The organism is Pseudomonas sp. Z1-29, from assembly GCF_051131995.1.
In the GTDB taxonomy this organism is placed as follows: domain Bacteria; phylum Pseudomonadota; class Gammaproteobacteria; order Pseudomonadales; family Pseudomonadaceae; genus Aquipseudomonas.
Window position 1 is genome coordinate 3,174,474 of sequence record NZ_CP071645.1, and the last position, 17,728, is coordinate 3,192,201.

At 63.4% G+C, this 17,728-nt stretch carries 18 protein-coding genes; 10 read left to right on the plus strand and 8 right to left on the minus strand.

The genetic code is table 11. The features are described from left to right. Positions 1–4: 4 nt before the first annotated feature. The 7 genes from J3P84_RS14405 to J3P84_RS14435 all read left to right on the plus strand — a co-directional run bounded on the left by J3P84_RS14405 (position 5) and on the right by J3P84_RS14435 (position 5,299). Positions 5–655 (plus strand): amino acid ABC transporter permease, encoded by a 651-nt coding sequence (locus J3P84_RS14405; protein WP_434568543.1) that lies wholly within the window; start codon positions 5–7, stop codon positions 653–655. Beyond that, positions 648–1,370 (plus strand): amino acid ABC transporter ATP-binding protein, encoded by a 723-nt coding sequence (locus J3P84_RS14410; protein WP_305494738.1) that lies wholly within the window; start codon positions 648–650, stop codon positions 1,368–1,370. The genes J3P84_RS14405 and J3P84_RS14410 overlap by 8 nt, the downstream gene beginning before the upstream one ends. A 156-nt stretch (positions 1,371–1,526) precedes the next feature. Further along, complete coding sequence (locus J3P84_RS14415; protein ID WP_434604877.1) at positions 1,527–2,555, plus strand: trans-3-hydroxy-L-proline dehydratase; 1,029 nt, start codon at positions 1,527–1,529, stop codon at positions 2,553–2,555. A 191-nt stretch (positions 2,556–2,746) separates the two neighbouring features. Then, positions 2,747–3,664 (plus strand): dihydrodipicolinate synthase family protein, encoded by a 918-nt coding sequence (locus J3P84_RS14420; RefSeq protein WP_186632069.1) that lies wholly within the window; start codon positions 2,747–2,749, stop codon positions 3,662–3,664. 214 nt (positions 3,665–3,878) lie between these two features. After that, the gene (locus J3P84_RS14425) at positions 3,879–4,433 is read left to right on the plus strand and encodes a DinB family protein (RefSeq protein ID WP_434604876.1); all 555 of its coding nucleotides are present in this window, start codon (positions 3,879–3,881) and stop codon (positions 4,431–4,433) included. A gap of 15 nt (positions 4,434–4,448) precedes the next feature. Beyond that, positions 4,449–4,799 carry a DUF6152 family protein gene (locus J3P84_RS14430; protein ID WP_434623818.1) on the plus strand — a complete coding sequence of 117 codons (351 nt, stop codon included), beginning with the start codon at positions 4,449–4,451 and terminating at the stop codon, positions 4,797–4,799. Then, positions 4,799–5,299, plus strand: coding sequence for a DUF6644 family protein (locus tag J3P84_RS14435; protein WP_434623820.1), 501 nt, complete (start codon positions 4,799–4,801; stop codon positions 5,297–5,299). The genes J3P84_RS14430 and J3P84_RS14435 overlap by 1 nt, the downstream gene beginning before the upstream one ends. Positions 5,300–5,374: 75 nt before the next feature. On the opposite strand, the gene J3P84_RS14440 is transcribed toward J3P84_RS14435, so the two are convergent. From J3P84_RS14440 to J3P84_RS14460, 5 genes are all read right to left on the minus strand, one after another. Beyond that, entirely contained in the window at positions 5,375–6,439 is a 1,065-nt protein-coding gene (locus J3P84_RS14440) for a 2,3-butanediol dehydrogenase (RefSeq protein WP_434631323.1), read from the minus strand. Between the two features lie 81 nt (positions 6,440–6,520). Further along, positions 6,521–7,633 carry an acetoin dehydrogenase dihydrolipoyllysine-residue acetyltransferase subunit gene (locus tag J3P84_RS14445; protein ID WP_434623821.1) on the minus strand — a complete coding sequence of 371 codons (1,113 nt, stop codon included), beginning with the start codon at positions 7,631–7,633 and terminating at the stop codon, positions 6,521–6,523. After that, positions 7,633–8,649 carry an alpha-ketoacid dehydrogenase subunit beta gene (locus J3P84_RS14450; RefSeq protein WP_305494746.1) on the minus strand — a complete coding sequence of 339 codons (1,017 nt, stop codon included), beginning with the start codon at positions 8,647–8,649 and terminating at the stop codon, positions 7,633–7,635. The genes J3P84_RS14445 and J3P84_RS14450 overlap by 1 nt, the downstream gene beginning before the upstream one ends. A gap of 33 nt (positions 8,650–8,682) precedes the next feature. Continuing rightward, positions 8,683–9,660 (minus strand): thiamine pyrophosphate-dependent dehydrogenase E1 component subunit alpha, encoded by a 978-nt coding sequence (locus J3P84_RS14455; protein ID WP_434604870.1) that lies wholly within the window; start codon positions 9,658–9,660, stop codon positions 8,683–8,685. A 2-nt stretch (positions 9,661–9,662) separates the two neighbouring features. Further along, the gene (locus tag J3P84_RS14460; RefSeq protein WP_434568550.1) at positions 9,663–10,736 is read right to left on the minus strand and encodes an ATP-NAD kinase family protein; all 1,074 of its coding nucleotides are present in this window, start codon (positions 10,734–10,736) and stop codon (positions 9,663–9,665) included. A gap of 344 nt (positions 10,737–11,080) precedes the next feature. On the opposite strand from J3P84_RS14460, the gene J3P84_RS14465 reads away from it, so the two are divergent. Next, positions 11,081–12,946 carry a sigma-54-dependent Fis family transcriptional regulator gene (locus tag J3P84_RS14465; RefSeq protein ID WP_434623824.1) on the plus strand — a complete coding sequence of 622 codons (1,866 nt, stop codon included), beginning with the start codon at positions 11,081–11,083 and terminating at the stop codon, positions 12,944–12,946. A 4-nt stretch (positions 12,947–12,950) separates the two neighbouring features. On the opposite strand, the gene J3P84_RS14470 is transcribed toward J3P84_RS14465, so the two are convergent. From J3P84_RS14470 to J3P84_RS14480, 3 genes are all read right to left on the minus strand, one after another. Next, a complete protein-coding gene (locus J3P84_RS14470; protein WP_305494753.1) occupies positions 12,951–13,280 on the minus strand; it encodes a hypothetical protein in 330 nt (109 codons plus the stop codon). A 295-nt stretch (positions 13,281–13,575) separates the two neighbouring features. Further along, on the minus strand, positions 13,576–14,787 hold the full coding sequence (locus J3P84_RS14475; protein WP_434623826.1) for a cytochrome c biogenesis protein DipZ: 1,212 nt from the start codon (positions 14,785–14,787) through the stop codon (positions 13,576–13,578). A gap of 195 nt (positions 14,788–14,982) precedes the next feature. Further along, the gene (locus tag J3P84_RS14480; RefSeq protein WP_434623828.1) at positions 14,983–15,246 is read right to left on the minus strand and encodes a DUF2790 domain-containing protein; all 264 of its coding nucleotides are present in this window, start codon (positions 15,244–15,246) and stop codon (positions 14,983–14,985) included. Between the two features lie 223 nt (positions 15,247–15,469). On the opposite strand from J3P84_RS14480, the gene J3P84_RS14485 reads away from it, so the two are divergent. Both J3P84_RS14485 and J3P84_RS14490 read left to right on the plus strand, forming a co-directional pair. Continuing rightward, on the plus strand, positions 15,470–16,210 hold the full coding sequence (locus J3P84_RS14485; RefSeq protein WP_123344949.1) for a response regulator: 741 nt from the start codon (positions 15,470–15,472) through the stop codon (positions 16,208–16,210). Continuing rightward, complete coding sequence (locus tag J3P84_RS14490) at positions 16,207–17,529, plus strand: ATP-binding protein (RefSeq protein WP_434604862.1); 1,323 nt, start codon at positions 16,207–16,209, stop codon at positions 17,527–17,529. Before J3P84_RS14485 ends, J3P84_RS14490 begins: the two co-directional genes overlap by 4 nt. Positions 17,530–17,728: the final 199 nt, after the last annotated feature.

Here is a 17,728-nt window from a genome sequence, read left to right on the forward strand (position 1 = left end):
GGTCATGTTTTCTACAAGCCTTACCGTTAATGACGTGCTGTACCTGCTTGAGGGGGCCTGGGTCACGGTGCAATTGACCGCGTGGTCGATCCTGCTGGGCACCGTCGCCGGGTTGCTGTTCGGCTTGCTACGGGCGTTGCTGCCCCGCGCCAGCCTGCCGTTGGCCTGGGTATTGGACGTGTTTCGCAGTGTGCCGTTGCTGATCCAGTTCGTGCTGTTCAATTCCCTCAAGAGCATCGTCGGCCTGGACCTCAGTGCTTTCGCCGTCGGTTGTATCGTGCTCGGCGTCTACGCCGCCGCGTATTTCACCGAGATCGTCCGCGGTGGCGTGCTGGCGGTGCCGCTGAGCACCCGGCGGGCCAGTCGTTCCCTGGGCCTGAGCTACGTGCAGGACTTGCGCTTCATCGTCCTGCCGATCGCCACGCGGGTGGCCTTCCCTGGCTGGTTAAACCTGGTGCTGGGGGTGATGAAAGACACCGCCCTGGTGATGTGGATCGGCATCGTCGAATTGCTCCGCGCCTCGCAGACCATTGTCACGCGGATTCAAGAACCCCTGCTGGTGCTGTGCATCGCGGGCCTCATCTACTACGTCATGAGCCTGGTGGTCGCCCGCCTCGGCGCGCGCCTGGAAAGAAGGTGGCAGGAAAATGATTGAGATCGAAAACGTGCACAAATCATTCGGCAACCTGGAAGTGGTCAAGGGCGTCAGCCTGACGGTGGACAAGGGCGAAGTCGTCTCGATCATCGGCGGCTCCGGCTCCGGCAAGTCCACCCTGCTGATGTGCATCAACGGCCTGGAGCCAATCCAGAAAGGCAGCATCCGCGTGGATGGCGTGGAGGTCCACGACAGCGCTACCGATCTCAATCGCTTGCGGCAGAAGATCGGCATCGTCTTCCAGCAATGGAACGCCTTTCCCCACCTCACCGTACTGGAAAACGTCATGCTCGCGCCGCGCAAGGTCTTGGGCAAGAGCAAACAGGACGCCGAAGCGCTGGCGGTGCGCCAGCTTGAGCACGTCGGCCTGGGCGACAAGCTCAAGGCCTTCCCCGGCAAGCTGTCCGGCGGCCAGCAACAGCGCATGGCCATCGCCCGGGCGTTGGCGATGTCACCCGACTACATGCTGTTCGACGAAGCCACCTCGGCGCTGGACCCGCAACTGGTGGGTGAGGTGCTGGACACCATGCGCATGCTCGCCGAGGACGGCATGACCATGGTGCTGGTGACGCACGAGATCCGCTTCGCCCGCGACGTCTCCGACCGGGTGGCGTTCTTTTGCAATGGTCGGGTCCACGAAATCGGCCCGCCGGACCAGGTGATCGGCAATCCGCAGCAGCCGGAGACGGCGGCGTTTCTGAAATCGGTGAAATAGCGAATGGCCCCATCGCGAGCAAGCTCGCTCCCACAGGGTTCGGTGGTGACACTGATCAGCAGCCCATTTCCAGGGATTGGGTGGCCTATACAAAACCAGTGTGGGAGCGAGCTTGCTCGCGATGAGGCCCTAAAGGCCAACAAAAGGATCTGATCCATGCGCTCATCAAAAATCATCCATGTAGTCAGCTGCCACGCCGAAGGCGAAGTCGGCGATGTGATCGTCGGCGGCGTCGCGCCGCCACCCGGCGCCACCGTTTGGGAACAGTCACGCTGGATCGCCCAGGACCAGACCCTGCGCAACTTCGTCCTCAACGAACCCCGGGGCGGTGTGTTTCGCCACGTCAATCTGCTGGTGCCGGCCAAGGACCCGCGGGCGCAAATGGCCTGGATCATCATGGAGCCGGCCGACACGCCGCCGATGTCCGGCTCCAACTCGCTGTGCGTCGCCACCGTGCTGCTGGACAGCGGCATCCTGCCGATGAGCGAACCCCAGACGCGGTTGGTGCTGGAAGCACCGGGTGGCCTGATCGAAGCCGTGGCCGACTGCCGCGACGGCAAGGTGCAGCGGGTCGAGATCAAGAATGTGCCCTCGTTCGCCGACCGCCTCGATGCCTGGATCGAAGTCGAAGGCCTGGGTTCGCTGCAAGTGGACACGGCCTACGGCGGCGATAGCTTCGTCATCGTCGACGCCCAGCGCCTGGGCTTCGCCATCCGGCCTGACGAGGCGGCCGAGCTGGTGGCCGTGGGGCTGAAAATCACCCGCGCGGCGAACGAGCAATTGGGCTTCGTGCACCCGTTGAACGCCGACTGGTCGCACATATCTTTCTGCCAGATCGCCGCACCCCTTGTGACGGAAAACGGCATCGCCACCGGCGCCAACGCCGTCGTCATCCAGCCCGGCAAGATCGACCGCTCCCCCACTGGCACCGGCTGCTCGGCGCGCATGGCGGTGCTGCACGCCAAAGGCTTGATGCAACTGGGCGAGCGGTTTATCGGCCGCTCGATCATCGGCTCCGAATTTCATTGCCGGATCGATTCACTGACCGACGTGGCCGGACGCCCGGCGATCTACCCGTGCATCGCCGGACGGGCGTGGATTACCGGTACCCACCAGTTGTTGCTCGACCCAAGCGATCCGTGGCCGCAGGGCTATCGGCTTTCGGATACCTGGCCGGGGGCATGATTTCCAGCTTCACCCAAAACCCTTGTGGCGAGGGAGCTTGCTCCCGCTGGACTGCGAAGCAGTCCTGAAGGCTGACAACTCGGTGTGTCAGTCAGATCCTGGGGGCCGCTTCGCGACCCAGCGGGAGCAAGCTCCCTCGCCACAAAAGCAACCACATATACCCGTATACGAAATACCAAAAGGAGACACCCATGAGCAAACGCATCAACTGGAGCGGCGTATTCCCCGCTGTCACCACCCAATTCAACGACGACTTTTCGATCAACCTGGAAAAAACCCACCAGGTCATTTCCAACGTCATCCGCGATGGCGTTTCCGGCCTGGTGGTCTGTGGATCCGTGGGGGAAAACACCTCCCTGAGCGCCGAGGAAAAAATCGCCGTGACCGAAGTGGCGGTGGACGCCTCCCGTGGCCGGGTGCCGGTGATATGCGGCGTGGCCGAGTTCACCAGCGTGCAGGCCGCCAAGGTCGCCAACGCAGTGCGCAAGGTCGGTGTCGACGGGGTCATGCTGATGCCGGCGCTGGTCTACGGCTCCAAGCCGTTCGAGACCGCCGAACATTTCCGCTACGTGGCCCGGCATGCCGACGTGCCGCTGATGGTCTACAACAACCCGCCGATCTACAAGAACGATGTCACCCCGGACATCCTGATTTCCCTGGCCGACTGCGACAACGTGGTGTGTTTCAAGGATTCCTCCGGCGACACCCGCCGCTTCATCGATGTGCGCAACGAAGTCGGTGATCGCTTCGTGCTGTTTGCCGGTCTCGATGACGTGGTCCTGGAAAGCCTCGCCGTCGGCGCCGAGGGCTGGGTCTCGGGCATGTCCAACGTGTTCCCGAAAGAAGGCGAAACCATCTTCCGCCTGGCCCGCGCCGGACGGTTCGCCGAAGCCATGCCGATCTACGAATGGCTGATGCCGATCCTGCACCTGGACGCCCGCGCCGACCTGGTCCAATGCATCAAGCTGTGCGAAGCCATCGCCGGTCGCGGCAGCGCCCTCACCCGCCCACCGCGCCTGGCCTTGCCGGAAGAAGACCGCGTGTACGTGGAGCAGATCATGGCCAAGGCCCTGGCCAATCGGCCGGCGTTGCCGGATGTGGGGCTGTAAAGCCGCAGCCGATGAAAACCCTGTGGGAGCGAGCCTGCTCGCGAAAGCGGTCTGCCTGATTCGAAGGTGCTGGATGTGCCGCCGTCTTCGCGAGCAGGCTCGCTCCCACAAAGGTTGCCCTCTGTTCGTAGGGCCAACCGACCAGCAACACGTCGCCACCGCCAGTCTTTGCTACGCTTTCGCCCGGCGCAACGACGCGAACGGGAGGCGTTCCATGAACTATTTCCTGGCCCAGGCCCTGAACAACCAATGGGCCAACCACCGGCTGCTGGGCGCCTGCACGCAACTGAACACGGCCGAATACGAAGCCTACCGCACCAGTTTTTTCCCCTCCATCCAAGCCACGCTGTGCCACATCCTTGAGGTTGACCGTTATTACCTGACTGCCCTGGAAGGCGATGTTGACGGCCAGGAACGGGATTTCTACCAGACCCTGGCTTTCGCTGAGCTCAAGGAAAACCAGGGCAAGACCGACCAGCGGCTGGTGGCTTTCTGCGAAACCCTGCGGGAAACGGACCTTGCCCGCTCCATCGACCTGGTGCGCTCCGACGGCAGGGTATGCGAGCGGATCGACCGGTTGCTGTTGCACCTGTTCGAGCACCAGATCCACCACCGCGGCCAAGTCCATACCATGCTCAGCGCCACCCACGTCGAGCCGCCGCAACTCGATGAATTCTTTCTCGACTGCGACCGACGTTTCCGCGAGGTCGAGGAACAGCTGCTCCAACTCGACGGGCAGCGGGTCTGGAGCGAATATCATCCCAATTGAACCGGAGAGCTTGTCATGAACTTCACCCTTCGCTGCATTGGTTTATCGTCGTTGCTGGTCGCCACGGCGGCGTTTGCCCACCATGGCTGGAGCGAATACGACGCCAGCAACCCCTTGACGCTGGAAGGCACGATAAAGCAATCCGGGTATTCCCATCCCCACGGCACCGTGCGCCTGCAAACCACCGACAAGACCTGGACCGTAGTGCTGGCGCCGCCCTCACGCATGGAAAGCCGCGGGCTGACCAAGGACATGCTCAAGGCGGGTAACTCAGCCACCGTGGTCGGCTATGCCAACCGCAACAAACCCGATGAACTGCGCGCCGAGCGCATCACCATTGATGACAAGACCACCGAGTTGCGCTGATGCAGGCCACGGGGCCGGCCGCGCAAGGCTGGATGGACCGGCTGGCCGACTCGTCGCTGGCATTGGCCATGCGCGACGAGCTATGGCTGTACCCGCTGGTGGAGGTGCTGCACATCATCGGCTTTTCGGTGCTGGTGGGCGCGGTGGTGATGTTCGACTTGCGCGTCCTCGGCCTGTCCAAGGCCATCGCCGTGACCGCCCTCGCCCGGCACCTGCTGACCTGGGCCGTTGCGGCCCTGCTGCTGATCGTACCGGCCGGGCTGATGATGTTCAGCGCGCACCCGCAGGATTTCGCCGGCAATAACGTCTTTATCCTCAAGCTCGGTCTGATTGCGGCGGCGGGCATCAACGCCATGCTGTTTCATGCTGGAACCTACCGTTCGGTCGAACAATGGAATACCGGCCAGAAGGCCCCCGGGCTGGCGCGTGTCCAGGCACTGGTATCGATCGCGCTATGGATCACGGTGATTCTCTGCGGTCGATTGCTGGCCTACACCTGAGCCATCCCTGAGCCATACGTGAAAAAAAGACGATGGCCGCTGCCGGCCATCGCCAATCGCCCACCTCAGGCGCCCTCAGATCCGTGCCGGAGACACGATGATCTTGACGTTATGCTCCTTGTTATTGACCAATTCCTCGAAACCCTGCCCGACGATCTGCTCCAGCTGGATGCGCCCGGTTACCAGCGGTGAAATGTCCAGGCGCCCGTCGGCGATGAAGGCGATCACGTCGGCGAACTCGCCGTTATAGGCCAGCGCGCCAAGCACCTGTTTCTCGGTGGACACCAGCTCGAAGAAGTTGAACTCGCTCGGTTCTTCGAATATGCCCACCAACACGCATTTGCCGGCCTTGCGGATCAGGTCGATGGCGAACTTGGCGGTGTGCTTGTTGCCGATGCATTCGAAACTGACGTCAGCCCCCAGGCCGCCGGTCAGGCGGCGTACTTCGGCCAGGGCATCGCACTGGTTGGGATCGATGACGTGGCTGGCGCCGACTTCCAGGGCCTTGGCCTTGCGCGCGCCGGACATTTCCAGGGCAATCACCTGGGCCGCGCCGGCGGCCTTGGCGCACATGATGGTGCACAGGCCGATGGTGCCGGCGCCGACCACCACCACGTTCTGACCCAGCAGGCTGCCGGCCTTCTTCACCGCGTGCATGCCCACCGCCAGCGGCTCGATCAGCGCGCCGGCCTCGGCGGGGAAGTCCGCCGGTAGCTTGTAGAGCAGGTTGGCCGGGACGTTGACCAATTCAGCGAACGCGCCGTTGTTCATCAATCCGGTGAACGCCAGGTTCTCGCAGATGTTGTACAACCCATGAGTGCAGTAATAACAGGTGCCGCAATGCTGGCAGGCATCGGCCGCCACCGGCTCGCCGACGCTGAAGCCTTCGACGTCGGCGCCCAATTCGACGATTTCACCGCAGAATTCATGACCGAGGATGCACTGGCCCTTGATGCCGGTCAGCGGGTGCGGCGCGTCCACCGGGATGAACACTGGCCCAGCCACGTATTCATGCAGGTCCGAGCCGCAGATGCCGCACCATTGCACGCGGATCTGCACCCAACCGGCAGGCGGTGGAACAGGCAGCGGCACGTCTTCGACGCGGATGTCGTTGCGGCCATGCCAGACGGCGGCGCGCATGCTGCGGGTCGGCTTGATTGAAACGTTCATAGCTTTGTCTCCTATTCTGGCGGGGCGGCGAATCAGTCGCCGCCCGCTCGATCAGTGCTGCTGAATGAAATCCAGGATCAATCGATTGACCTGCTCGGCTGCTTCCATCTGCACCATATGCCCCTGGCCTGGCAGCACCTCGACCAGCGCCGCCAAGCCGTCGGCATGAGCCGCCGGGATGATCGCGTCGTCACTGCCCCAGATCACCAGGGTTGGCACGTGGCCGGCCTGGACCACTTCGCGCAGGTCCACCTGTTGGCGGCCGTCCTTGAAAACAGTCCCGGCCAGTTGGCGCAGGGCCGCGTCCACGCCTTCGAGGCGCTTGTACTTGAGCATGTCGTCGAGCATCTGGCGGTTGACCAGCTCGGCATTCGAGAACAGTTGCACGAGCTGCGGCTTGAGGGCATTGCGGTTGGCCGCGTCGACGAAGCCCTGCAGGTAGCTGCCATTGATCTCCGCGCCCAGGCCGGCGCTGCCGATCAGGGTCAGCGAGCGCAAGCGTTGCGGCATCAGTCGTGCGACGTTCAACGCCACCGCCCCGCCCATCGAATGCCCCACCAGGTGAGCCGCGTTGATATCCAGGTGATCGAGCAAGGCCAGCACCACGCCACTCAATTCATCAAGATCGCCGCGTTGCAGGGTTTTCGCCGATTCACCATGGCCCGGCAGGTCCAGGGCAATGACCCGCCGTCCGGCGGCCAGGGCTTCATGGTTGAACAGCCAGTTGTTCAGGTCGCCGCCAAAACCATGTATCAGCACCAGGGGCGTAGCGCCCTCACCGCGCTCGAAGTAACGGATCAACCGCCCGTCCAACTCGATTTTCTGCGGTTTCGGACCGCTGTCCTCATCGGCGGCGTCGCCCGGCACGAAATTGGATTGGAACTGCTCGATAACCGCATCGATCTCGGCGTCGCTGGCCTCGCCTTCGACGACGACACCGAGCAAGGCGCCGACCGGCAGGGTTTCGTCCTGACGGGCGACCTGCCGACGCAGGATGCCGGAAAACGGCGCCTCCACGCTGCTGGAGATCTTGTCGGTCTCGACGTCCATCACTTCATCGCCCTTGGTGATGGCCTGCCCCTCTTCCTTGAGCCAGGCATCGACCCGGCCCTCGGTCATCGACAGGCCCCACTTGGGCATGGTCAGGGTAAAAATCTGGCTCATCAGCGCTTGCTCCACTCGATCACGTTGAGCACGGCTTGTTCGATCTTCGCCGCGTCGGGGATGTACAGGTCTTCCAGGGAATCGGAGAACGGCACCGGGGTATGTGGCGCGGTGACCATTTCAATCGGCGCCTTGAGCGCACCGAAGGCTTTTTGCGCGACCAGCGCCGAGATATCGGTGGCCATCGAGCAGCGCGGGTTGGCCTCGTCGATCACCACCAGGCGGCCGGTCTTCTCGACACTTTCGAGGATGCTGTCCTCGTCCATCGGGCTGGTGGTGCGCAGGTCGATCACCTCGCAATCGATGCCGCGCCCGGCGAGGTTGCGCGCCGCGTCCAGCGCGGTGTTGACCAGCCGGCCATAGGACACCAGCGTGATGTCCTTGCCGTCGCGCAGGAAGTTGGCTTCGCCGAACGGCACGGTGTAGAGCTCCTCCGGCACCTCGCCTTGCATGCTGTAGAGCAACTTGTGCTCGCAGAAGATCACCGGGTCGTTGTCGCGAATCGCCTGGATCAGCAGGCCCTTGGCGTCGTACGGCGATGACGGGCACACCACTTTCAGCCCGGGAATGTGCGTCCATAAGGACGTGAGCATCTGCGAGTGCTGGGCGGCGGCGCGCAGGCCCGCCCCGACCATGGTGCGGATTACCAGGGGCGTGGAGGCCTTGCCGCCGAACATGTAGCGAAATTTCGCCGCCTGGTTGAGGATCTGGTCCAGGCAGCACCCGGCGAAGTCGACGAACATCAGCTCGCACACCGGGCGCACACCGCAGGTGGCCGCGCCGACCGCCGCGCCGACGTAGCCGATCTCGGAGAGCGGCGTATCCAGCACGCGTCCGGGAAACTGGTCGTAAAGCCCCTTGGTGACGCCGAGCACGCCGCCCCAGGCGTCGTTTTCACCGGGTGCACCGGCGCCGCCAGCGACGTCCTCGCCCATGATGAACACGCTGGAGTCGCGGCGCATTTCCTGGGCCAGGGCTTCGTTGATTGCCTGCTGATAGCTGATTTTTCTCGCCATGATGGGATTCTCTGTTCTTGTTTTCAGGGGAATTCAGGGATAGCTGACGTAGACGTCGGTCAGCAGGTCGGCAGCCGCGGGCTTGGGATCGGACTTGGCCTTGTACACGGCGTTTTCGATCAGCAGCTCGACTTCCTTGTCGACCTGGTCCAACTGCTCGACCGTGAGCAGACCGGCCCGCGTGGTGCGCTCGCGGAACTGCATCAGGCAGTCCTGGTTCTCGCGAAAATGCTTGACCTCATCCGGCGCTCGATAGGTCTGGGCGTCGCCCTCGAAGTGGCCGTAGTAGCGGGTCAGCTTGACCTCGATCAGCGACGGCCCTTCCCCGGCCCGGGCGCGCTCGACGGCGGCACCGGCCGCTTCATGCACGGCGAAGAAGTCAAAGCCGTCGACCGTCACCCCGGGCATGCCGAAGCCGGCGGCGCGGTCGGCGATGTGATCGCAGGCCACCGACCAGTTCGACGCGGTGGCTTCGGCGTAGCCATTGTTTTCCGCGATGAACAGACACGGCAGGTTCCACACCGAGGCCATGTTCATGGCTTCGAAAACCGCGCCTTCGTTGGAGCCGCCGTCGCCGAAAAACACCACGGCGACGCTGTCGGTGCCCTTGAGCCGGGCCGCCAGGGCGGCGCCGACCACCAGCGGCGCACCGGCGCCGACGATGCCGTTGGCACCGAGCATGCCTTTCTCGAAATCGGCAATGTGCATCGAGCCGCCCTTGCCTTGGCAGACGCCGGTTTTCTTGCCGTAGATCTCGGCCATCATCCCGTAGACATCGACGCCCTTGGCAATGCAATGGCCATGGCCCCGGTGGTTGGAGGCGATGCAATCGTCATCGCCCAGATGGGCCATGACGCCAGCGGCCGAAGCCTCTTCGCCTGCATAAAGGTGAACAAAACCGGGGATCTCGCCGGTGGCGAACTCCACGTGCAAGCGCTCTTCGAAGGCGCGGATGGTGCGCATCACTTGATAGGCGTGCAGCAATTGATCGTGGGTGAGCGGTGTCGACATTTTTATTCTCCAGGGGTGTCTTCTTGAAGGTTCAAGGGGTGTTGCGGGTGCTCGCGACCGATGGCCAACAAGCGTTGTTGCGCGGCGTAGCTGAGCACCGCGTTGACGTCGATGCTCAGCGGGCCGCCGGCATCGAGGGTGATCGTGGGTCGGTCATGGACGTTGAATTCGATTTCCCGCTCGCCGTCCAGGGCCAGCGTGCCGCTGGACAGCGACAAGCCGTGGGCAACGCCTGGCTCCAAAGGGCCGGCGGCAAGCACGCCACAGCCCTGCAGCAGACCGGGGGCCAGTGGCACCAGCAGCGCTTCGGGCGATTGCGGGTCCAGGCGCATCCAGGCGCCGCCCGGGGCCTGGCGGGACACCGGCAACCACAAGCCGCACAGCGCCGACAGGCCAATGGATTGCGGTTCGGCAAAGGTCACGAAGACTTCGGCCAGATCCTGCGCCCGGCTGATGGCCCGGGCGCCGACAAAGCGCAGCGGCGACACGGCGACATCCACCAGCGCAACTTCCCGCAAGCCACGCCCGGCGTCGCAGACCAGCAGGCGTTTGTTGCGACGCAAGCCGATCAGGTCTGGAATCCGCCCGCTGGCGTACAACCCGCCGGCCAGCCCGGCACTGGTGGCCTCGCGCAGCTCCGGGAAGGCGTTGTTGGTGCCGGTGGAAAGGGTCAGTAATGGAATATCACCGACTTCGGCGGCCACTGCCTTGTGGGTACCGTCGCCGCCGAGCACCGCGATCAGCGCCACTTCGCGCTCGGCCATCAGGCGCGCGGCCCGGCGGGTGTCTTCGACGGTCTGGCGCAGGGTCAGGTCGAGAAACTCCAGGGCCGGCCAACGGCTGCTACGGGCCTGACGACTGTGGCTGTTCTTCAGCACGGCGGCGGCCATGCCGATCATGTCGGTCGGCATCAGCACCCGTTCGATGCCGGTGGCGCCGAACGCGGCCAGCAGGCGCTGGATCACCGAGACTTTGTCGGTACTGGAAAACAGCCCGGCGTTGGCGGTCAGACGGCGTACGTCACGGCCCGAGGCGGGGTTGGCGATGATGCCGACGGTGAGCGGACGGCGACTCATGTCGCCACCACGGGGTAGGCAGGCAAATGACCTGGGCAGATAGACATAGGCACCTCTTTCTTATTCTTGGAAGCCCACCTGATGTGGGTCCAAGGCCTAGAGCAAAGCCGGTGCCAGTTACCCGTTGAATGCTGGAAAGCCTCGATATAGAGCGCTTCAAACGTAAGTTCGGGTGCGCCGGGACGGTGCTTGGTGAGACGCCACATGTCAGCCTGCACGGGACGGCGGCGAGACGTTGAGACGTTGCGTCTCACCTCGGTGCCTGCGCTGCGCCGGGCTTGCCGGCGCCCGGTGATCAGCGCTTAATGTGCGCACAACGACAAGAAGCTGAACCGGAGGCCCCAATGCTTTCCGCTCACTCCCGGGCGCATGTGGATTGCGTCAGCCGCGTGCTGAAGAACGCCGCGCAGCTGCCGCAACTGCCGGTGCCGGACCTGATCTTCGACTCCTGGCGCCGCTCCATGGAGCAACATCACCTGGACCCAGGCTCATTGCAGGGCCCGCGCATCCTTTCCCACGAAGTGCTCAAGCAATGTCGCGAGCGCTCGGAACTGTTCCTCAACATCGCCAGCGATGAAGTGGCGCGCCTGCATGGCCGGGTGCGTGATGCCGACTATTGCGTGCTGCTGACCGATGCCCAGGGCCAGACCATCGACTATCGGGTGGAAACCACCCTGCGCAACGACTGCCGCAAAGCCGGGTTGTACCTGGGCACCTGTTGGTCGGAGGGTGAAGAAGGCACTTGCGGCGTGGCGGCCGTGCTCACCGCCAGGACGGCGGTGACGGTACACAAGCGCGACCATTTTCGCGCCGCGTTCATCGGCCTGACCTGCTCCGCCGCGCCGGTCTTCGATCCGCAAGGAGAACTGCTCGGGGTACTGGACGTTTCGGCGGTGCGTTCGCCGGACGATCGACGTTCTCAGCATCTGATCCGGCAAATGGTGGTGCAAAGCGCACGGGAGATCGAACAGGCGTTTTTCATGAGCAGTGCCCAGGGCTACTGGGTCTTGCGCGCCCATCGCAACGCCGGCTACGTCGACAGCCAGCCGGATTTCCTGTTCGCCTGGGATGACGATGGTTGCCTGCAAGCGCTTAACCCGGCGGCGCGCCATTACTTGCTGGAGCGCTACGGCCAGATGCCCCGGCATATCAGCCAGGTCTTCGACCCGCAGCTGTTGCACCGCGCCCGTGACGAAAGCCTCTATCCGCTCGACCCGTTCCTGCACGGCCGCCTGAGCGCGCCGCGACGCCGGGCGACCCCACGCAAGCGCGCCACGATGACCTCGACCGAGCTCGATCCACGCCTGGCCGACAGCCTGAGCCTGGCGGTGCGGGTCAAGGATCGCAACCTGCCGGTGCTGATCCAGGGCGAGACCGGATCCGGCAAAGAAGTCTTCGCCCGCCAGTTGCATCAGGCCAGCCAGCGTCGAGACCGACCTTTCGTGGCCCTGAACTGCGCGGCGATTCCGGAAAGCCTGATCGAAAGCGAATTGTTCGGTTATGTCGCCGGCGCCTTTACCGGCGCTTCGGCCAAAGGCATGCAGGGCCTGCTGCAACAAGCCGATGGCGGCACACTGTTTCTCGACGAAATCGGCGACATGCCCCTGACCCTGCAGACCCGCCTGTTGCGGGTACTGGCCGAAGGCGAAGTGGCGCCGCTGGGGGCCGCGCGGCGCAAGGCGGTGGACATCCAGGTGATCTGCGCTACCCACCGTGACCTGGAAACCCTGGTGGCAGCCGGCGAGTTTCGCGAGGATCTGTACTTCCGCCTCGGCGGTGCCCGGTTTCAATTGCCGCCGTTACGCGAGCGCACCGACCGGCTGGCGTTGATCAACCGCATCCTCGAGGAAGAATCGACCCTGTGCGGGGGCGCGGTGCAACTGAGTGGCCCAGCGCTGGAATGCCTGCTCGGTTACCACTGGCCGGGCAATGTGCGCCAGTTGCGACATGTACTGCGTTATGCCTGTGCGGTCTGCGAAGGGAGCGTGGTCCAGCTCAGTCATTTACCGGAGTCACTGCACGGCAGCGAAACCGCTGTTCGGGGGCCAGAACCCAGCGCCAGCCCGGAACGCCAGGCGCTGCTCGATGCCCTGGTGCGTCACCGCTGGAAACCCACCCCGGCGGCCCGGGCCCTGGGTATTTCCCGTGCGACGCTGTATCGCCGGGTGCATCAGCATGGCATCGAAATGCCCGGCAGGAGCCCCGGCTGAACCCTTATCGTCGGGCCAGTTCGTGACGCACGCATTGTTCGTAATAGGTCTGCTTGACGGCGGCAGGCTTGAGCCGCGATGCGCTGTTGTAGGTCTGCTCGGTAATGCCCAAGGCAGTCATGCGCATCCATGGCCGCGCAAACTTGCGCACTTGCAGCTTCTTGCGCGCCCCATACAGGCTGACACCGGACAGCTTCGACGCCTGGGCGCCCGCCGCAATGTCCGACCCCCAGCGACACACCGACTGCTGGTTCGAGGTAAGCGCCCTGGCCTGGGCTTCAAGCGAGACAGCGGTCAGCAACATGGCCGCCGCGATCCATATAGAAACGCGCATAGGTTTGTCGTCCAACATTCTGAAATGAAAGAAGTTTGACTTGGTGTGGATGAGCAAGGGGCCAGCATTTTCACTTGGCCCCAGGTCTTTGCGACGCAACCTAGAAATAACTATAGGATTATTTCTCAAGCCGTTATTTTTAAATACCTTCTACCGTGGCGAGGGGATTTATCCCCGCTGGGCTGCAAAGCAGCCCCAACACCTTACAACTTGGTTTATCAGGTAGATCAAAGGGGCCGCTTCGCGACCCAGCGGGGATAAATCCCCTCGCCACAGCAAGCTCCCTCACCACGGGTCAGTTGCTGGCCTTCGCTTCTTGCAGCAGTTGTTGAATCACTTGCTCCTGCTCTGCATAACGCCCTTCGCCAAAGTGGCTGTAGCGCACCTGCCCCTTGGCATCGATGAAGTAATGGGCCGGCCAGTACTGGTTGTTGAAGGCGCGCCAGATTGAATACTGGTTGTCGATGGCCACCGGGTAATGGATGTCGAGCTTGCGCACCTGTTCGCGGACGTTATCGATGATCTTCTCGTAGCCGTATTCCGGCGTATGCACGCCGATCACCACCAGCCCGTCCTTCTCGTATTTCTTCGCCCAACCATTCACGTACGGCAGTGTGTGCTGGCAGTTGATGCAATCGTAGGTCCAGAAATCCACCAGCACCACTTTGCCCCGCAGTGACTCGCTGTTCAGCGGTGGTGAGTTGAGCCATTGCACCGCGCCTGCCAGCGAAGGCATCGCACCTTGGGCATCCAGGGGCGGCAGGCTGCTGGCGTCAGCCTTGCTGACCACGTAATCGATGGCCTTGGGCACGTTCTCCAGCAGGCTTTTTTCCAGGCTGGCGGACTGTTCGGAGGACGTCGCCGCCAACAACCGGTCATCTGCCCCGCTGCCGATCGCCACGGCCGCCAGCAACACCAGCCCGCCCGTCGCCCGACGCAGCCACGCGGTGATTGGCAGCGACGGTTTCAGCCGACCGATCAGGCCACGCCCGGCCAGAATCAGCGTACCCAGCGACAAGGCGCTGCCCAGGCCGTAGGCAAGCAACAGCAGGCTGGTCTGCGCGCTGGCACCTTGCAGCATCGCCCCGGTCAGGATCACCCCAAGGATCGGCCCGGCGCACGGCGCCCAGAGCAGCCCCGTGGCGACGCCGATCAGCAGCGACGCCAGCGGCCCAGCCATCCGTCCAGCTCCGGCGTCGAGGCGATTGCCCAGGCTGACCAGCGGCCGCGCGAGCCACGTGCCGACCCGGCTGAACATCAGCGACAAGGCAAACAGCACCATCATCACCAGGGCGACTTGCCGGCCGACGCTGCTGGCGCGGATGACCCACTCGCTGCTGACCACCGCCAGGCTCGACACCAGGGCGAAGGTCAGCACCATGCCGGCCAGAGTCAGCAGCACCGAGCCACGCGATTGATTGGCGCGGGCGAACAGGAACGGCACCACGGGCAGGATGCAAGGGCTGAGGATCGTCAGGACCCCGCCGAGAAAAGCGATCAGAAGCATGGCAACACCTCAAAATGGGTAAAGCATGAATGGGAGCCAATACCTTTGTGGCGAGGGGATTCATCCCCGCTGGGCTGCGAAGCAGCCCCCTGGCTCTATCGGATACACAGAGTTTCAAGGCTTTGGGGCCGCTTCGCGACCCAGCGGGGATGAATCCCCTCGCCACAGAGGCCGGCTCGCATGGCTGCCGTGTTCTCAGTTCTGGTTGGTGCAGTGATCAGAAAACTTGCGATAGTCCAGCGCCTGCTCGTGTCCCGCGGAATCCAGATAGGTCATGTGGGCATTGACCACGCCACAGGCCGGTTGCGGGTCTTCGGTCAGGGACAGCACTTTGCGCACGTCCAGGTGGCTGCCGTAGCTATAGGTCTGCGGCTGAACGTCGCTTTCGGCCCGCGCCGACAAGGTGCAGATGTTCAGCGCGGCAAACAGGCAGGCGGCGTAGATGGCTTTGGTGTTCATGACGATGTCCTCGATTCAATGGTTTATCGCAGAGGCCCGTTGTGTTGCCTCGATGGATGCCATTGAATGCCGCCCAGGTATCGCGCCTGTATCGGGCCAGGGGGCTTTTTGCATCGCTGTGTATCCGCCGCGCGCCAGATACACTGCAATACAAACCGTCGCGGGCCAGGCCGGCTGGTGCCTGTAGACTGGCCAACAACAAAACGCCAAGGGGCAGAACAGCATGGATCATGTCGATCACGTGTTGATCGTCGATGACGATCGCGAGATTCGAGAGCTGGTGGGCAACTACCTGAAAAAGAATGGCCTGCGCACCACCGTGGTCGCCGATGGCCGGCAGATGCGGGCCTTCCTGGAAACCACCCCGGTGGACCTGATCGTGCTGGATATCATGATGCCCGGCGATGATGGCCTGGTGTTGTGTCGGGAACTGCGCGCCGGCAAGCACAAGGCCACGCCGGTGCTGATGCTCACCGCCCGCAACGACGAAACCGACCGCATCATCGGCCTGGAAATGGGCGCCGACGACTATCTGGTCAAGCCTTTCGCCGCTCGCGAGCTGCTCGCCCGAATCAACGCCGTGCTGCGCCGCACCCGGATGTTGCCGCCCAATCTGGTGGTCACCGAGAGCGGACGCCTGCTGGCGTTCGGTCGCTGGCGGCTGGACACCACCGCCCGCCACCTGCTGGACAGCGACGGCACCATGGTCGCCCTGAGCGGCGCGGAGTACCGTCTGTTGCGGGTGTTCCTCGATCATCCGCAGCGCGTCCTCAACCGCGACCAGTTGCTGAACCTGACCCAAGGCCGTGACGCCGATCTGTTCGATCGCTCCATCGACCTGTTGGTCAGCCGCCTGCGCCAGCGCCTGCTGGATGATGCCCGTGAGCCGGCCTACATCAAGACCGTACGCAGCGAAGGCTACGTGTTCTCGCTGCCGGTGGAGATCCTCGAGGCGTCGGTATGAAGCTGTCGCTGCGCTGGCCTCGTACCCTCGCCTCGCGCTTGTCGTTGATCTTCCTGATCGGCCTGGTCCTGGCCCAAGGCCTGTCGTTTGGCGTCCAGTATTACGAACGCTACGAGAGCGCGAAGAACACCATGCTCGGCAACCTCGAGACCGACGTCTCGACGTCCGTCGCCATCCTCGATCGCCTGCCGGCCGCCGAGCGCGAGGCCTGGCTGCCGAAACTGGCCCGGCGCAACTACGGCTACGTGCTCGACGAAGGCGAACCTGGCATGCCGATGTTGCCCGACAACGCACCGATATCGGTCAGTTCGATCCAGCAAGCCCTGGGCGAAGCCTATGCGCTGACCTATAACCAGATCCCAGGCCCGAAGATGCACTACCAGGCGCACCTGCGCCTGAAAGACGGCAACCCGCTGACCATCGATGTGCGTCCGGCAATGGCGCCACTTTCGCCCTGGCTGCCCGCGGTGCTGCTCGGGCAACTGGCGCTGTTGATCGGCTGCACGTGGCTGGCCGTGCGCATCGCTGTCAGCCCGCTGACCCGGCTGGCCCAGGCCGTGGAAACCCTCGACCCCAACGCCCACGGCGTGCGCCTGGACGAAAAAGGCCCGACTGAAGTAGTACACGCGGCAAAGGCGTTCAATGCCATGCAGGACCGCATTGCCGCCTACCTCAAGGAGCGCATGCAACTGCTGGCGGCGATTTCCCATGACTTGCAGACGCCCATCACCCGCATGAAACTGCGCGCAGAATTCATGGACGACGGCATCGAAAAGGACAAACTGTGCAGCGATCTGAGCGAGATGGAACACCTCGTGCGTGAGGGCGTGGCCTACGCTCGCAGCATCCATGGCGCCACCGAGGCCAGTTGCCGGATCAGCCTGGATGCGTTTCTCGACAGTTTGGTGTTCGACTACCAGGACACCGGCCAGGACGTGCAGTTGTCGGGCAAGAACGCCGCCGTAATCGACACCCGTCCCCATGCGCTGCGGCGGGTGTTGGTCAATCTGGTGGACAACGCGCTGAAATTCGGCGGCGCGGCGCAGATCCAGGTCCAGCCTGCCACCCATGGGCAACTGGCGATCCAGGTGCTGGATCGCGGGCCCGGCATCAGCGAGGCAGAACTGGCCGAAGTGCTCAAGCCGTTCTACCGGGTGGAGAGCTCGCGCAATCGGGAAACCGGCGGCACGGGCCTGGGACTGGCCATTGCCCAACAACTGGCGAGTGCCATGGGCGGCTCGCTGACCTTGAGCAATCGCGATGGCGGTGGGTTGTGCGCCGAGTTGCGGTTGGCTTGCAATACCCCATCCGGAAGCTGATCAAGCGCCCTGTTGAATCTAATGCTGTTCACATGAGAAAGATGATGATCTGTGGCGAGTTGCCTTAACTGAACAGCATTACCCTGTGGGAGCGAGCTTGCTCGCGATAGCGGCGTGTCAGACGATTTCTGTTCAACTGACCTGACGCTATCGCGAGCAAGCTCGCTCCCACAGGGTTCGGTGCCGAAGTTTGTATATC

Bases quoted from the DNA above. Each gene is read 5' to 3' on its own strand.
- J3P84_RS14405 (WP_434568543.1), top strand. From the start codon at position 5: ATGTTTTCTACAAGCCTTACCGTTAATGACGTGCTGTACCTGCTTGAG.
- J3P84_RS14410 (WP_305494738.1), top strand. From the start codon at position 648: ATGATTGAGATCGAAAACGTGCACAAATCATTCGGCAACCTGGAAGTG.
- J3P84_RS14415 (WP_434604877.1), top strand. From the start codon at position 1,527: ATGCGCTCATCAAAAATCATCCATGTAGTCAGCTGCCACGCCGAAGGC.
- J3P84_RS14420 (WP_186632069.1), top strand. From the start codon at position 2,747: ATGAGCAAACGCATCAACTGGAGCGGCGTATTCCCCGCTGTCACCACC.
- J3P84_RS14425 (WP_434604876.1), top strand. From the start codon at position 3,879: ATGAACTATTTCCTGGCCCAGGCCCTGAACAACCAATGGGCCAACCAC.
- J3P84_RS14430 (WP_434623818.1), top strand. From the start codon at position 4,449: ATGAACTTCACCCTTCGCTGCATTGGTTTATCGTCGTTGCTGGTCGCC.
- J3P84_RS14435 (WP_434623820.1), top strand. From the start codon at position 4,799: ATGCAGGCCACGGGGCCGGCCGCGCAAGGCTGGATGGACCGGCTGGCC.
- J3P84_RS14440 (WP_434631323.1), bottom strand. From the start codon at position 6,439: ATGCGCGCCGCCGTCTGGCATGGCCGCAACGACATCCGCGTCGAAGAC.
- J3P84_RS14445 (WP_434623821.1), bottom strand. From the start codon at position 7,633: ATGAGCCAGATTTTTACCCTGACCATGCCCAAGTGGGGCCTGTCGATG.
- J3P84_RS14450 (WP_305494746.1), bottom strand. From the start codon at position 8,649: ATGGCGAGAAAAATCAGCTATCAGCAGGCAATCAACGAAGCCCTGGCC.
- J3P84_RS14455 (WP_434604870.1), bottom strand. From the start codon at position 9,660: ATGTCGACACCGCTCACCCACGATCAATTGCTGCACGCCTATCAAGTG.
- J3P84_RS14460 (WP_434568550.1), bottom strand. From the start codon at position 10,736: ATGAGTCGCCGTCCGCTCACCGTCGGCATCATCGCCAACCCCGCCTCG.
- J3P84_RS14465 (WP_434623824.1), top strand. From the start codon at position 11,081: ATGCTTTCCGCTCACTCCCGGGCGCATGTGGATTGCGTCAGCCGCGTG.
- J3P84_RS14470 (WP_305494753.1), bottom strand. From the start codon at position 13,280: ATGCGCGTTTCTATATGGATCGCGGCGGCCATGTTGCTGACCGCTGTC.
- J3P84_RS14475 (WP_434623826.1), bottom strand. From the start codon at position 14,787: ATGCTTCTGATCGCTTTTCTCGGCGGGGTCCTGACGATCCTCAGCCCT.
- J3P84_RS14480 (WP_434623828.1), bottom strand. From the start codon at position 15,246: ATGAACACCAAAGCCATCTACGCCGCCTGCCTGTTTGCCGCGCTGAAC.
- J3P84_RS14485 (WP_123344949.1), top strand. From the start codon at position 15,470: ATGGATCATGTCGATCACGTGTTGATCGTCGATGACGATCGCGAGATT.
- J3P84_RS14490 (WP_434604862.1), top strand. From the start codon at position 16,207: ATGAAGCTGTCGCTGCGCTGGCCTCGTACCCTCGCCTCGCGCTTGTCG.